Here is a 14,032-nt window from a genome sequence, read left to right on the forward strand (position 1 = left end):
CGAACAGGCTTTGGACAGGCCGCAGACGGGCCACAGACGGGCCACAGACGGTCCGCCGAAGCCCTACTGCGCCGGACAGGGGGACGGATGAGGCGAAAGCCCGGAAGGGGTTCAGAGATAAGGCACGATCGTCCGGTGGGCCGTCCACGAATACGGAGGGCGGATGCCGAAATCGCGCACATGGTCGAGCACCTCGCAGGGCGGGCCGTACAACACCTGCCGCCCCTCATGCAGGACAAGCATGGCATCTGCGACATCCACCACCGGTTCGAGGTCGTGCACGGAGACGACCTGCGTGAGTCCTGCGGCACGATGCGCCACAAGCACGGCACGCAACTCCATGATGGCGGGGTGGTCCAGCCCGCTGAAGGGTTCATCGAGCAACAACAGGTGCGGCCCCGTCAGCAACGCAGCGGCAAGACACAGTTTGCGCTTCTGCCCGTAGGACAGCGTATGCACCGGTTCGTCCCACTGGTGCCCGAGGCCGAAGCGGTCGGCCATGTCGCGGGCCGCGCCATGGGCTTCGGCATCGCCGGGGTCGAGGGCAAGACAGAGGTCTTCACCCACCGTGGCCCCCAGAATCTGCATGTCCGCGTCCTGCAACAGAAGCGCCGCCCCTTGCCGGAGTACCCGCGCGGCCTCACGCGCCTGTCGTGCGGATGGTGCGACCAGCCCCTCCCGCCTGTCACCGTCCTTCGCATCAGGCGCGTCACCCGGCCAGCCATTGGACCCCGCATCCGGCCCGCCGCCTAGCCTGATGCCCCCCGTGGATGGTCGCTGCAACCCTGCCAGCAGCGAAAGCAGCGACGACTTGCCGCTGCCGTTCACTCCGCACAGACACAGAAGCCCGCCCGCGGGCACGGAGAACGTCACACCTTCAAGGGCGGCGCGTTCAGCACCGGGGTAGCCGAAACCGAGGTCACGTACCGATAGCGTCATGGCAGTAGCCTTCTGTCACGCAGGTAGCGCCACGCGGCCACGGCGGCGACAATCTTCAAGAGGTCTCCCGGCAGGAACGGCAGCACTCCCACGGCGAAGGCACGGCCCATGCCGATGTCCAGCACGGACATGAGGCGCAACGCACCAAGCCCGTAGGCGACGGCAAGTCCCGCAAGGGCCCACGCCGCCGCGACGACCACGGTCATGCGCCCGCCTTCGCGGCGTCGCCCGCCCATGCCCGCACACCATGCCATGACGACGAACCCGGCAAGGTAGCCTCCGGTGGGCCCGAAGAGCACAGCCAGACCGGACTTGCCACCGGCGAAGACCGGAAGCCCCAAGGCCCCCGCCGCGATGTACAGCAGCATGGCGTAGGCACCGCCGCGCGGGCCCAGCACGAATCCCGCCAGCAGCACGAACAGGGTCTGAAGGGTGACGGGCACCGGCCCGACGGGGATGACGGTCATGGCGCCCACGGCGATGAGGGCCGCCATGAGCGATGTCCAGACAAGACGATGGATGTCTGCGAGAGGCGATTCTGGCATCATGACTCCACAATGAGAATGAGCGTCCCGCGCTGGGTGGCTGAACGGACCGGCCTGCCCCGCACGGCGCACGACGCGGGAACAATAGGTGCGGCGGGGTGTACGGTCAATCGCTTCGCCGTCGCCCTCATGCCCGACTCCGGAGGGCACCCTCGGAAGCCCATCGCCGGGGTGGACGCCCCGCCGCCCCACCTGCTACTGGTGGCACGGCGCATGACGCGCCCCGGAGAACACATGGCCCTCACCACCTACACCCCTGTCATCACCGTCTTCGCCGCCGGGCGCGAATGGACGCTCGAACGCGCCGCCGACCTCCAGACCCTCTGGGACAACATGGTGGAGGCCGACTTCGGCGACGACGAACGCCTTCCGTACTGGACGGAACTCTGGCCGTCGAGCCTCGTTCTGGCCGACTGGCTGCATGACAACGCCGGTCGCATCCGCGGCAGGACATGCCTCGACATGGGGTGCGGGCTCGGCCTGTGCTCGCTGGTGGGACAGTGGCTCGGTGCCCGCGTGACGGGCATGGACTACGAACCCGAGGCCCTGTTCCACGCCCGCCGCAACGCCGAACGCAACCGGGTGCCGCAACCGCTGTGGACGGTCATGGACTGGCGCGCCCCCGCCGTGCGCCGTCATGCGGCAGACCTTGTATGGGGCGGCGACATCATGTACGAACGCCGCTTCGTCACACCGGTGCTCGACTTCCTCGACCACGTGCTGGCCCCTTGCGGCGCGGCGTGGGTGGCGGAACCGGGGCGAACCGTGTACAACCACTTTCGCGAAACGCTCGACGCGCGAGGCTGGCATGCCCGCAGGGTGCTCTCGTCGGAGACAGCATCCCTCTACGAACAGCCGGAGAGCGTCACCGTCCACCTCTGGGAAATCACCCGCTAGACCAACGAAGGAGCCGCCATGGGACGCACCATCCGCTTCGGCGTATCACTCGACTCCGAGCTTCTGGACAAGTTCGATGTCCTCTGCGATGAACGCTGCTACCAGACCCGTTCCGAAGCCATCCGCGACCTCATCCGCAACACGCTGGTTCAGCAGGAATGGGAAGACACCGACCGCGAAATCGCCGGTACGCTCACCCTCGTCTACGACCACCACAAGAGCGACCTCGCACAGCGACTCACCGAGATACAGCACGACGTGCACGACATCATCATCACCTCGCTGCATGTGCACCTCGACCATTACAACTGCCTTGAAGTGCTCGTCCTCAAGGGCCCCGGCCAGCAGGTGCGCAACCTCGCGCAACGGCTCATATCCACCAAGGGCGTGAAGCACGGCAAGCTTTCGCTCACCACAACCGGACAGGACCTCACCTAGCATCATGGAAATGGAAGACGTACAGAACAGCCCGGCACAGGTGGCCATGCCCATCGACCGCGTGGGCGTGAAGAACCTCCAGTTGCCCCTTGTGGTCAGCGACAGGGCGCAGGGCCGCCAGCACACCGTCGCCACCGTCGACATCGGCGTCGACCTGCCCGCCCACTTCAAGGGCACGCATATGAGCCGCTTCGTCGAGGCTCTCGAGAACTGGACCGAAGAACTGGACTACGCCAGCATGAAGCGCCTGCTCGAAGACGTGAAGACACGTCTCGAGGCACGCAAGGCCTATGTGCTCTTCAGGTTCCCGTATTTCATCCGCAAGAAGGCCCCTGCCACGGGCAGCCCCGGTCTCGTCTGCTACCAGTGCCGCCTCACCGGTGAACTGGAGGAGGGACGCCCCTCGTTCCTGCTGGAGGTCGAGGTCCCGGTCATGACCGTGTGTCCGTGCTCCAAGGCCATCAGCGACGAGGGCGCGCACAGCCAGCGGGCCGTGGTGCGCATCGCCGTTCGCATGACGCGCTTCAGCTGGCTTGAGGAGTTCATCGACCTTGCCGAGGTGTCGGGTTCATCGCCCGTGTACACCCTGCTCAAGCGCGAGGACGAGAAGTACGTCACCGAAGACGCCTTCGCCCACCCCACCTTCGTGGAGGACGTGGTACGCGCTGCCGCACAACGTCTTGAACGCCATCCGCAGATTTCGTGGTTCCGCGTCGAGGTGGAAAGCTTCGAATCCATCCATTGCCACAACGCCTTCGCCAGCATCGAGCGCACCATCACCCCCGAAACGCAACCGGGTAGCTGACAAACCGTCCCGCGCGTCTTATCTGAACGATAGACGTGGAGGCAGCCATGCGCATCGACACCGGATGGGCCGCCCTTGACGCCTTCGGCATCGGCCTTGGCGTCACGGCCAACAACATCGCCAACGTGAACACGGATGGCTTTCGCGCCTCGCAGACCCGGTACGAGACCGGGCCGGGCGGCGAAGGGGTGCGCTTGGGCGAGATTCGCGAAAGCACGACACCCGGCCCCCTGCATGAGGGCATGGGCATCGTCGAACGCGAAGGACGCATGGAACAGCAGCGCGTACTCGTCGAGGGCAGCAACACCGACACAGCGCGCGAGATGGTCTCGATGATGGAGACACAGCGTGCCCATGAGGCCAACGTCGCCTCCATACGCGCCCACGACGACATGACGGGAGTGGTGCTGGACATCATGGTCTGACCCCCCGTCCCCGACCCGCATGAACGTACCGCGCCGGATGCCCACTACAGGTATCCGGCGCGTTTGCGTCGACGCCTTGCATGAAGCCCGCCCCCGCAAGCCTGTGCCGCACCCGTCGCGTCGGCAGCATGATGGAAGGGGACTCCCATGCCATGAATCGCGTCTTCTCCACACCCGGAAGCTGCGGATGACGCAACTTCGCTTGACTTCATGTCATGTAATTGACAGTTAGAGTCTGTGGCTGTCCGGAACGCCGGTTGCCCGACGAGGAGGGAGGATGGAGATAGACACCTGTGGCATCATCGGGCAGAGCACCACGCTCTGTCAGGTGTTCCGCATGCTCGGCAAGGTGGCCCCCACCGACAGCACGGTGCTGGTCACCGGCGAATCGGGAACCGGCAAGGAACTGCTGGTGCGTGCCCTGCACGCCAACAGCCAGCGGGCCCAGCAGCCATTCGTGCCCATCAACTGCGGGGCCATCCCGAAAGACCTGCTCGAGTCCGAGTTGTTCGGCCACGAGAAGGGAGCCTTCACGCACGCCATCCGCTCGCGCCCCGGACGTTTCGAACTGGCCGACGGAGGTACCATCTTCCTCGACGAAATCGGCGAGATGGACCTCATGCTCCAGGTCAAGATCCTGCGCGTGTTGCAGGAGAAGGAGATCGAACGGGTCGGCGGCACGGGTACGAAGAAGGTCGACGTGCGCATCGTCGCCGCCACCAACCGCGACCTCGAACGTGAAGTGGCCGCAGGGCGCTTCCGCGAGGACCTCTACTACCGCCTGAACGTCATCCCCCTGCACCTGCCGCCCCTGCGCGAACGCGGCGGCGACATCCTCGTGCTGGCGGAACACTTCCTCGAACGGTTCTGCGAACGCAAACAGCGTGCAAGACTCGCCCTCGCCCCCGACACCCGCAAGGTGCTCGCCGCCTACTCATGGCCCGGCAACATCCGTGAACTCGAGAATTTCATGGAGCGCGTGAGCATCCTTGCCGAGGGTGACATCGTCGACCCCGCCGACCTGCCCCGCAAACTCCTCGACGAGGTGGGCGACATCGTCACCCTGCCGGAACCCGCGCCGGTGGCCCCCGCAGCACACGCCGCAGACGTATGCCGTCCTGCGGGCGGCGGGTTCGACTGGCCCACCATCGCGGACATGCGCCAACGGGGCATGGGGCTGAAGGATTTTCTCGACACCATGGAGGACAGACTCCTTCAGGAGGCGCTCGCCATGGCGGAGGGCGTGAAGAATCAGGCTGCGGAGATACTGGGCATCAAACGCACCACCCTCATCGAGAAGCTCAAGAAGAAACGCCCCGACGCCTGACCCGGCACCCGGCAGGTGCCCGACCGGATGCCCCGACACATCGACAGACTCGAACGGGGTGCCGAAGGCCGTGAACACAGGCTGCCCCGAGGCGCGAAGACGGCGCAGGACGAGAGGGACAGACGGCGAAGCAGCTGTCGACGACGGCCCGACATGCCCCTCTCGGCAGGGGCGTCAGACACACGGCGGAACGCCTGCACCGTTCAGGGGCACTCCCTGAAGGTTCAGGAAGACACGCCGGGCGACGCGCATGAAGACACTCCGGGGACTCGTTTCCCGGAACATGGCAGACCTTCAACATTGCACGGTTCTTGCTTGCGAAACCCGTGATGCGAAAGACACCCGCCGGTCTTGCCCGGTTCCTCCTTGCGGCATGGCTTATCCTGCCGCCCATGGCCCACGAAGCGTTCGCCGCCTCGTGGCAGTGGGCGTCGATGCCGCGTCGGGAACGTGTCACCATCGCCCTCGACGCGCCGCAGGCAGACATTCGCCACAGCCGTACGGGGCGGCAGGAGATAACGCTTCCGCTTGGGGGGTCGGGTCTGCTGCAACGTACCGGGCCAACCCCGGCGTCGGCCCGCATTCTCGACGACGTGAAGGTCGAGGGGGCAGACGTCCGCATCTCCACCCGCACCCCGGGCTTCGGCTACATACTCACCCGCCCCGACCCAGGGCATGTCGTCATCGACCTTTTTGAAGACCCGCTTGGCAACTCGTGGCAGCCGGATACCACGGCACCTGCCGCGACAGCGACAGCGGCGACCGCAACCGCCCCGGCGACAACTGCACCAGTTGGACAAGCGGCGGAGGCGATGGCGCCACAGGCGCCACAGACCACCGTCACACCGCAACGCCCCTCTGCCCAGACGGAGGCGGCACCTGCTGCGCCCGCCCCAGTGGCCCCTCCAGTGGCACCCCCTGCGCCGCTCAAATCACGTGGCATCGTGGAGACGCCCCTTACAGACGCCCGGCCCGTCACAGGGACCGTGAGCGGACAACTGGCCCCCGGCAACCCCGTCACCCCGCTTCCGGCGCAGGAACCGGCTGCGCCGACAGCCGATGCGGCCCCGGCACCCGGCCCCACCACCGCCCCGCCGCCCCTGCCCGCCCCGCACACGGGGGCCGACAGGCAGCGTGCCTACTTCACGGTCCCCTACGCACTGCGGGGACGCGTCAACTTCGGCGGCCCCGAAGACTGGCCACAGGAACAGGCCGTTTCGGCTTCGTTCGGTGCGCCGCAAGGCAATGCCACCAACGGTGCCACAGCACAGGCTGACAATGCAGTGGGCGGGCGCATGGCCCCCCGTGACGGCACCGCCGTCACAGCCCCCGCCGGGACCCCGCAGCAGCCCGCCGGACAGGCAACGGCTGACCAGACAGCGCAGGGACAGACTGCCGACGCCCCCGCGCCGCTGCAACCCGTCACCCCGCAGGCCGACCCCACGGCACAGGCCAGCGCCTCCGCGCCCGCCAATGCCACGGTCGCCCATTCTCCCGCAGGCAACGGCACGGCAGCCAACGCCACCGGCGTGGTCTATGTGGACGAGAAGGGCAATCCCGTTCCCCCGCCACCCGACCCGCCACAGTTGCTGGCAGAGGCAAAGAGCCTCATCTCCACCAAGGACTGGCCCGGTGCGCTGGAACGTCTCGGTCTGCTCAAGGGGTTGCCCGACATCCCGTCCGACATGCGCGAGGAAGTGCTCTACCTCATCAGTGACACGCTCTTCGCCCAGCACAAGGACACCATCCTCGAGGGCTACGAGAGCATCATGGACGCCACCAGCGAAGCCATGAACTACAATATCCGCTCGCCGCGGGTGCCGCTGGCCCTGCTGCGCCTCGGCCTTCTCAATCTGCGGGCCGGCAACACGCGCGAGGCCGAAGCCTACTTCGCGCTGATGAAGCGCCAGTACCCGCACGACGACAACATCCCCCTCGCCTACTTCTATCTTGGCGAAGACCAGTTCAGGAAGGGCCAGTACCAGAAGGCCGCCGACCAGTTCCAGTACATCCTGCAGAACCACCCCGAAAGCCGCTACGTACGCGAATCGTCGGTGTTCCTTGCACGGTCGCTGCACCGCCTCGGCTACCTCGAACAGGCGTCTGCCATCATGGACTTCGTGGACAAGCGCTGGCCGCGCCTCTACCTCGAAACCCCCGAATACCTGCTCATGGCCGCCGACGTGGAGACGCAGACAGGGCGTCTCGACCAGGCCCGCGCCTCATACTGGACGTACTTCAACATCCACCCCGAAGGTGCGGAGAACGACGTGGTGCTTGCCAAGCTTGGCGACATCTACGCGCAGCAGAAACAGGACAAGGCCGCCCGCGAAATCTATGAAGAGGCCCTGCGACGCTTCCCCGACAAGGACGGCGGGCTCATCGCCCTGCTTCGCCTCACGGAACAGGGCATCTATGACAAGCCCGATGTGGCAGCCATGTTCTCGGTCTTCGATAAGCCCGGCGCCAGCGACCCCGCAGAGGCGTACAACCGCATCATCGAGGGACATCCGAAAAGCGCCCTGGTCCCCATGGCCCGCATCAAGCTCGCCATGTGGCACCTGTGGAAGCAGAAGTACCCCGAAGCCCTCGAAGCCATGGCCGAATTCGCCGCACAGCACGGCAAGCACGAACTGCTGGACAAGGCACGCGAGGTGGCCGTACGCGCCTTCGGCTTGCTCGCCGCAGACGCCGTCAAGGAAGGCGATTACGACAGGGTGCTGCGATTCTGGGAAGACTACCCCATCGTCCGTGAACAGGCGAAGAACTTCGGCCCCGAACTCAGGCTCGCTCTTGGCATGAGCTTCTGGAAGAAGGACAGGCCGGGCCAGGCGCTGGAAGTGCTTGAACCGCTCATCAAGCAACCGCCCGACGCCAAGTACGGTGAGGCGGCCATGAACCTCTCGCTCACGGTCTACCTCGGCACCGAAAGCTGGCAGCCCATCCTCGACCTCGCCAATAACGTCGCGGGCTGGAAGCTCTCGCCCCCGGCGCAGCGCCAGCGCGACTATGCCGTGGCGCTCGCCCATGAGAACCTGAAGCAGCAGGACAAGTCCGTTCCCCTGTGGGAGAAGCTGGACAAGGACCCCGACCTGCCCGAAGACCAGAAGGCCTATGTCACCTTCTTCCTCTCCCGTGACGCCGAACGCAAACGCGACCTCCAGCAGGCATACCTGCTCAACAAGGACGCCCTCGCCCGGTTCGTGGCCCTCGGAGAGAAGGACAAGGAAAAGGCCGACAACGCCCGCATCCGCGACTGCATCGCCTCGCTGATGGACATCACCGAAGCGGCGGGACGCACCCGTGAGGCCCTCGACTGGGCAGGGCAGTTCGCCCATTACCTCACCAAGGACACGCCCGAGTACACCGCACTGGACTACCGGGTGGCGCGGCTGCACCGCAAGCTGGGCGACCTCGGCGAATGGCGACGCATCCTCGACGGCATCATCGCCAAGGAACCTGACTCGGTCTACGGCAAGATGGCCGCGTCGGAACTTCGCACCTACGACGTGACGCGCGGTGCATCCTCATTCACCAACTGACCTTTGCGCGCACCGGACTTCGCGCCTGTCGACAGATGGGCATCATGGCCACCGCACAGCCGACTGCGCGCAGCCCGGGCGTCCTACGTTCGGAACGCCACGCCACGGGCAGACGTGCAGATGAGCGGACTGTCCGCACGTACGACGGGCGACCACGTGGGCAGAAGACAGCACGACCGTCCGGTCGTGCCAAAGGTCCGGAGACGACCATACCTTCAGCCCGCCGCACGATGTACGTGATGCCGCATACGGCATTGCCTCCGGCACCGCATTTCGGGTAACAGATGGGCATGGCACCCTGTCACGCCCCTCACCCGTGGGGCTAGCCCTGTGGGAGGCTCCATGCCCGACAGACATCCCATCGTCTCCGGTGTCTTCTACCCCGGCACCTCGCGCTCCCTGCGCCATGCCGTCGACGCCTTGCTGCGCACGCCACCGCTGCCCGTGCCGGAACCCGTGTTGCAGGCCATGGCCGACGCCACCCGGCAGGAGGCGCATCCCGCCGTATGTGACGGGCCCGATGTGTCGTCCGACGCGACCTCCGGCCTGACACCCGGCGTCGCACAGGGCGCGGCGCCCAAGCCCCCGGCCCCCGCCTCCGTCACGACAGACGCCCTGCTGGTCATGCTGCCGCACGCCGGCTACGTCTATTCCGGGCGTGTGGCGGGCCGCACGCTTTCGCAAGTGCGGCTTGCCCCGGTGGTCTTCATGCTCGGTCCCAACCATACGGGAAGAGGCGCACCACTGGCCGTGTGGCCCGAAGGCGACTGGCTCACGCCACTGGGTTCCGTGCCCGTGCATGAACGTGCCGCGGCGGCGCTTCTCGACAAAGACGGCGGATACACTGCGAACAGGACGGCCCATGAAGGCGAACACTCGCTCGAAGTGCTGCTGCCTCTGCTACAGGTGCGTCATCCGGCGCTCTCCATCATCCCCGTCGCCGTCTCCGAACAGGATGCGGGCGCATTGCAGCGGGCCGGGGCATCCCTTGCCCGCACCATGCAGGAACTGGCGGCAGCAGGGGTGCCAAGCTCCATCGTGCTCAGTTCCGACATGAGCCATTACGTCACCCGGACACAGGCCGAAGAACGCGACGCGCTTGCCCTTGGTCGCATGGCAGCCCTCGACCCCGAGGGCCTGTACGCCACCGTGCGGCACAACCGCATCACCATGTGCGGCGTGCTGCCCGCCGTGGTGGCCCTGCACGCCTGCCGCGCCCTTGGCGCAGAATCGGCCTGTCTTGCCGCCTACGACACCTCGGCCTCGGCAAGCGGCGACCACGAGAGGGTGGTCGGCTACGCGGGCATGGTGGCGAAACGGCCCGCCGCTTGAACAGCCGCCCACAGGGTGATATGGACGCACCGCACCCGCGTGCAGTGCCACCGGGGTGCGTTCCGCGTTCGCCATGACATGGGCGGACGCCAGCCCCTGCCCCGCCCGACGGCGGGCCTCCGGAGCGGAGATGAGCGAGAACTTTCTTCTGGAAGAAGCGACCCCAGGCCCCCAGTGGGACGCCTTCGTCGAAGCGTCGCACACGGGAACCCTGTTCTCCCTCTCGTCGTACCTCGCAGCCATACGCCAGCCATCGCGCCTCTTCTGGTGCATGCGCGGCAAGGAGCGCCGGGCCGCCGTCGCCGTCATGGAGAACGAAGACGGCACGGCAGCGCTGCTGCATGACTTCGTCATCCACAACGGCATCATCTTCGGGCCTGTGGCCAACAAGCAGAACAGGTCGCAGGTCCTCTCGGAGCAGTTCGAGATTTCCGAAGCCGTGGCAGCGCAGCTTTCGCGCCGCTACGAGAAGGTCGAACTGGCACTCGCCCCGCAGTTCACCGACATCCGGGCCTTCCTGTGGCACAACTACGGCGAGGACGGCCCGCACTACACGGCAGACGTGCGCTACACCGCCTACGCCGACCTTGCGGGATTCGCGGAGGCGACTGTCCCCGAGGACATCCCCCTCTTCGCCGAGATTTCGTATTCACGCAGGCAAGAGGTGCGCAAAGCCGCCAAGAGCGGCGTCCCCACCGTGGAAAGCGACGACGCCGCAGCCCTCGCGGCCTTCTACGCCATGACCATGGGACGGCAAGGCATCACCCCGGAGCAGGAGAAGCTCGACGAACTGCGCGACCTGACCGCGGCCCTGCTCACCAGCGGGACGGGACGCCTCTTCGTCACCAGCACCCCCGCCGGGGAACCTGCGGCCATGGCGCTCTTCGGTACGGACAGCAAACGGGCCTACTACCTCTTCGGCGCTGGCGACCCGGCCCACCGCAACACCCCCTGCGGCACCGCCGTCCTGTGGGAGGGCTTCACCGCCCTCGCCCGTGCGGGCGTGACCACCGTTGACCTCGAAGGGGTCAACAGCCCCCGGCGCGGCTGGTTCAAGCTGAGTTTCGGGGCCGAGATACTGCCCTACTACCAACTCACCAAGGATGGCGTCGACGGGGAGTCACGAGCCTAGCAGGACTGCTGCCACTGCCTGTTCCCGCGTTGGATGGCGAGCATCGCACCCCGCATGCGGCATCGCCCCATGTGTCATGCCCCGGTGAAGCCAACGCTGCACAGGTGTGGGAACGCCATGGGGCATCCCTCATGCATGCGAAGCCCTTGAACACAGCGAGTAGGCCACCCCGTCGACCGGGCGTCCGCCAGTGTACGCCGCCGCGCATCCGTGCACTGAGGCATCTGCGGCAGGGGAGACCTCACGTCGTGCGTGGCGGCCTCACGCAGCCGCCAAGTCATCCGTGCCCGCCACGCCGTTGCAACCCGACCGGGGCGCGGTACTCCACGTCGCCCATGACGCCACGCGCCCGCCAGTGCGCGGCACATCTCATCACGCGTCGCGTCACACCAGCTGCAGGTAGCCTATGAAGTTGCCGACGCCGCCATGGCGGCAGGCGATGTACCGGCGGGCATAGTCCTCATAGGTCATGGGGCGCCCGTAGATGTTGTAGCGCGTTCCGGCGTCGCCGAAGGCCAGCCCGTGAAAGGCCGCCACCTGCGGATGGATGGGGAGTTCGAAGTCGTCATAGGGCATGGTGAAGGCGGCACGCACCTCCGCGGGCACCGGGGTCATGCCCAGCGCGGCAAGAACGCCGTCGGCCACATGCAGCAGCAGACGGCAACCGGGATGGTTGATGGTGGCGAACATCCGTTCCGTGCGCCAGTGCTCAAGCACCAGCGGCACGGTCTGCACCACGGTGTTGCCCTCCTTGCCCCGTTCCACGTCAAGCGACGCCTCCAGCAGGGCGGCGAGGTCGTACTTGGCGGCGAGGTCGCCTTTGAGGCACACATGCAGGGCCTCCGCCTCGGAAAGCCCCATGTCCACGAGATGGTCGAGGAAGCTGTCCCCGAAATCCATGGTGCTGCGGTTCGTCCAGAAGGGCCAGTAGCCCTTGAACAGCATGTTGGGGATGCACAGCCGCACCGCCTCGCCGGGAACACGCGCCAGAAGCCTGTCGGAGGCGTGGTCGTCCCACTTCTCGCCCAGATGCTGGTAGATGAAGAGTCGGCAGCGGCCCATGTCCTCTTCGGCGATGGGTTCGCGCTCGTAGTTGGTGTAGCGGCGCACCTCGAAGGCACCGCCGAACACCGGGTGAGCAGCCAGAAGGCCAGCCAGCGGGTCGCCCTGACAGTTGGCGTGGATGATACAGAGAGGGCGGCAGGATGGATGCAGGGTCGGGGGCATGGGCTTTCGGTACTCCATGGGCGTGATGCGGGCGCGGTGGCGGTATGGGCGGTGACGCCGGGGCCGCGGGCCGCAGGCCTTGCGTACCCTACGGGCCTGTATCCTGATGGCATAACCCAGACGGCGTTACACGGCTTTTCTTTACATCGACCCGCTGTTGTGGAAGAGTATCGTGTGGGCGTACGCCCGACAACCCCGAGCCTCATCGACAAGCCATGCAACGAGCCTTCCGCGCACGACGCATCATCCCCCTCGCCGGAGAGGGGCCGTCAAGAACCGCGCGAGAACTGTTCTCTCCGCCCCGCGTACACGACGACGCCGTCATCGTGACCCGGGGCGGTTTCGTGGAAGCCGTCGAACCCTATGGGCACTTCCGTCGCAGGGCCGCCACCCCGCTCACCGACATGGGCGAGGTCACCCTCGTTCCCGGTCTGGTCAACGCCCACGGGCACCTCGAACTCGCCCACCTGACAGGCAGCACCGTACAGGGTGCGGGCTTCGTACCGTGGGTGCGCAGTCTGCTTCCTCTCGCAACGCATCCTCTCACACAGGACGCGCTCGATGCCGCCGTGCGGCAACTTGCAGATTGCGGCACGGCCCATGTGGGCGACGTGGGCAACAGGGCCACACCGCAGGTGGCAGCCGCCCTTGCCGCTGCGGACATAGGGGCCACGCTCTTCTGCGAATGCTTCGGCTACACACTGCCCGACCCGCCCGTGAGCGACGCCCTGTGGCCCGACAGCGCGCGTGCCCTGCCGCCCGACGTCTTCATGCGACAGGCGGCACTGGCCGGACACGCCCTCTTCTCGACGCACCCGGTCACCCTCGCCGTGGCCAAGCGATGGTGCTCGCGCAATGGTCGCCCCTTCTCCATCCATCTGGCGGAACATCCCGACGAGGTGGAGTTCCTGACCACGGGCAAGGGTGCCCTCGCCGACATGCTGGCCGTGCGCGTGCTGCCCGAAGGTTTCGAGGCCCCCGGCGTGCCCCCGGTGCGCTACGCCGCCGAACTGGGTCTGCTCGACGAACAGACCGTGGCCGTACATTGCACCCAGTGCACCGCCGATGACGCGGCCCTGCTCGCCGCCTCGGGCACGTGGGCCTGCCTGTGCCCGCGCTCCAACGCCGTCATCGGTGAGGGCGCACCGCCCGTGCGCCAGCTCATCGAAGCCGGAGTGGGCCTCTGCTGCGGCACGGACAGCCTCGCCTCGAACCACGACCTCGACCTGTGGAACGAGGTACGCACGTTGCGCGACATGGCGGCCCTGCCCGCCGCCGCGCCCCTGCGCATGGCCACCGTCAACGGCGCCGCGGCGCTCGGACTCGCCCACCTCGGCACGCTCGAACCCGGCAGACGCGCGGCCTTCGCCCTCCTGCCCGACGACCTTTCCCGGGACATCCCGGCAACCGCATAACCCAGTGG

General features: G+C 66.8%; 12 protein-coding genes. 9 read left to right on the top strand and 3 right to left on the bottom strand.

From position 1 onward, the window contains the following. Positions 1-111: 111 nt before the first annotated feature. A complete protein-coding gene (locus tag DVU_RS13540) occupies positions 112-939 on the bottom strand; it encodes an ATP-binding cassette domain-containing protein (RefSeq protein ID WP_010940148.1) in 828 nt (275 codons plus the stop codon). Then, positions 936-1,484 carry a biotin transporter BioY gene (locus DVU_RS13545; RefSeq protein ID WP_010940149.1) on the bottom strand — a complete coding sequence of 183 codons (549 nt, stop codon included), beginning with the start codon at positions 1,482-1,484 and terminating at the stop codon, positions 936-938. Before DVU_RS13545 ends, DVU_RS13540 begins: the two co-directional genes overlap by 4 nt. Positions 1,485-1,502: 18 nt before the next feature. Between DVU_RS13545 and DVU_RS13550 the strand changes: the two genes are divergently transcribed. From DVU_RS13550 to DVU_RS13585, 8 genes are all read left to right on the top strand, one after another. Beyond that, the gene (locus tag DVU_RS13550; protein ID WP_010940150.1) at positions 1,503-2,381 is read left to right on the top strand and encodes a class I SAM-dependent methyltransferase; all 879 of its coding nucleotides are present in this window, start codon (positions 1,503-1,505) and stop codon (positions 2,379-2,381) included. Positions 2,382-2,399: 18 nt separating this feature from the next. Then, entirely contained in the window at positions 2,400-2,819 is a 420-nt protein-coding gene (nikR, locus tag DVU_RS13555) for a nickel-responsive transcriptional regulator NikR (protein WP_010940151.1), read from the top strand. A 10-nt stretch (positions 2,820-2,829) separates the two neighbouring features. Next, positions 2,830-3,624, top strand: coding sequence for a GTP cyclohydrolase FolE2 (folE2, locus tag DVU_RS13560; protein ID WP_041722811.1), 795 nt, complete (start codon positions 2,830-2,832; stop codon positions 3,622-3,624). A 47-nt stretch (positions 3,625-3,671) separates the two neighbouring features. Then, positions 3,672-4,049 (top strand): flagellar basal body rod C-terminal domain-containing protein, encoded by a 378-nt coding sequence (locus tag DVU_RS13565; RefSeq protein WP_010940153.1) that lies wholly within the window; start codon positions 3,672-3,674, stop codon positions 4,047-4,049. Between the two features lie 277 nt (positions 4,050-4,326). Next, positions 4,327-5,376: a sigma-54 interaction domain-containing protein gene (locus DVU_RS13570; RefSeq protein ID WP_010940154.1), complete on the top strand. Its 1,050-nt coding sequence runs from the start codon at positions 4,327-4,329 to the stop codon at positions 5,374-5,376. A gap of 329 nt (positions 5,377-5,705) precedes the next feature. Further along, entirely contained in the window at positions 5,706-8,918 is a 3,213-nt protein-coding gene (locus tag DVU_RS13575) for a tetratricopeptide repeat protein (RefSeq protein ID WP_014524584.1), read from the top strand. Between the two features lie 342 nt (positions 8,919-9,260). After that, entirely contained in the window at positions 9,261-10,250 is a 990-nt protein-coding gene (gene amrB / locus DVU_RS13580; RefSeq protein ID WP_010940157.1) for an AmmeMemoRadiSam system protein B, read from the top strand. A 130-nt stretch (positions 10,251-10,380) separates the two neighbouring features. Beyond that, on the top strand, positions 10,381-11,382 hold the full coding sequence (locus DVU_RS13585) for a GNAT family N-acetyltransferase (protein ID WP_010940158.1): 1,002 nt from the start codon (positions 10,381-10,383) through the stop codon (positions 11,380-11,382). A 384-nt stretch (positions 11,383-11,766) separates the two neighbouring features. Here DVU_RS13585 and DVU_RS13590 read toward each other — a convergent pair whose 3' ends face one another. Then, the gene (locus DVU_RS13590; protein WP_014524585.1) at positions 11,767-12,609 is read right to left on the bottom strand and encodes a WcbI family polysaccharide biosynthesis putative acetyltransferase; all 843 of its coding nucleotides are present in this window, start codon (positions 12,607-12,609) and stop codon (positions 11,767-11,769) included. A gap of 215 nt (positions 12,610-12,824) precedes the next feature. On the opposite strand from DVU_RS13590, the gene DVU_RS13595 reads away from it, so the two are divergent. Further along, positions 12,825-14,024 (top strand): amidohydrolase family protein, encoded by a 1,200-nt coding sequence (locus DVU_RS13595; protein ID WP_010940160.1) that lies wholly within the window; start codon positions 12,825-12,827, stop codon positions 14,022-14,024. Positions 14,025-14,032: the final 8 nt, after the last annotated feature.

This window comes from Nitratidesulfovibrio vulgaris str. Hildenborough (genome assembly GCF_000195755.1).
In the GTDB taxonomy this organism is placed as follows: domain Bacteria; phylum Desulfobacterota; class Desulfovibrionia; order Desulfovibrionales; family Desulfovibrionaceae; genus Nitratidesulfovibrio; species Nitratidesulfovibrio vulgaris.

Bases quoted from the DNA above. Each gene is read 5' to 3' on its own strand.
- DVU_RS13540 (WP_010940148.1), bottom strand. From the start codon at position 939: ATGACGCTATCGGTACGTGACCTCGGTTTCGGCTACCCCGGTGCTGAA.
- DVU_RS13545 (WP_010940149.1), bottom strand. From the start codon at position 1,484: ATGCCAGAATCGCCTCTCGCAGACATCCATCGTCTTGTCTGGACATCG.
- DVU_RS13550 (WP_010940150.1), top strand. From the start codon at position 1,503: ATGAGCGTCCCGCGCTGGGTGGCTGAACGGACCGGCCTGCCCCGCACG.
- nikR (WP_010940151.1), top strand. From the start codon at position 2,400: ATGGGACGCACCATCCGCTTCGGCGTATCACTCGACTCCGAGCTTCTG.
- folE2 (WP_041722811.1), top strand. From the start codon at position 2,830: ATGGAAGACGTACAGAACAGCCCGGCACAGGTGGCCATGCCCATCGAC.
- DVU_RS13565 (WP_010940153.1), top strand. From the start codon at position 3,672: ATGCGCATCGACACCGGATGGGCCGCCCTTGACGCCTTCGGCATCGGC.
- DVU_RS13570 (WP_010940154.1), top strand. From the start codon at position 4,327: ATGGAGATAGACACCTGTGGCATCATCGGGCAGAGCACCACGCTCTGT.
- DVU_RS13575 (WP_014524584.1), top strand. From the start codon at position 5,706: ATGCGAAAGACACCCGCCGGTCTTGCCCGGTTCCTCCTTGCGGCATGG.
- amrB (WP_010940157.1), top strand. From the start codon at position 9,261: ATGCCCGACAGACATCCCATCGTCTCCGGTGTCTTCTACCCCGGCACC.
- DVU_RS13585 (WP_010940158.1), top strand. From the start codon at position 10,381: ATGAGCGAGAACTTTCTTCTGGAAGAAGCGACCCCAGGCCCCCAGTGG.
- DVU_RS13590 (WP_014524585.1), bottom strand. From the start codon at position 12,609: ATGCCCCCGACCCTGCATCCATCCTGCCGCCCTCTCTGTATCATCCAC.
- DVU_RS13595 (WP_010940160.1), top strand. From the start codon at position 12,825: ATGCAACGAGCCTTCCGCGCACGACGCATCATCCCCCTCGCCGGAGAG.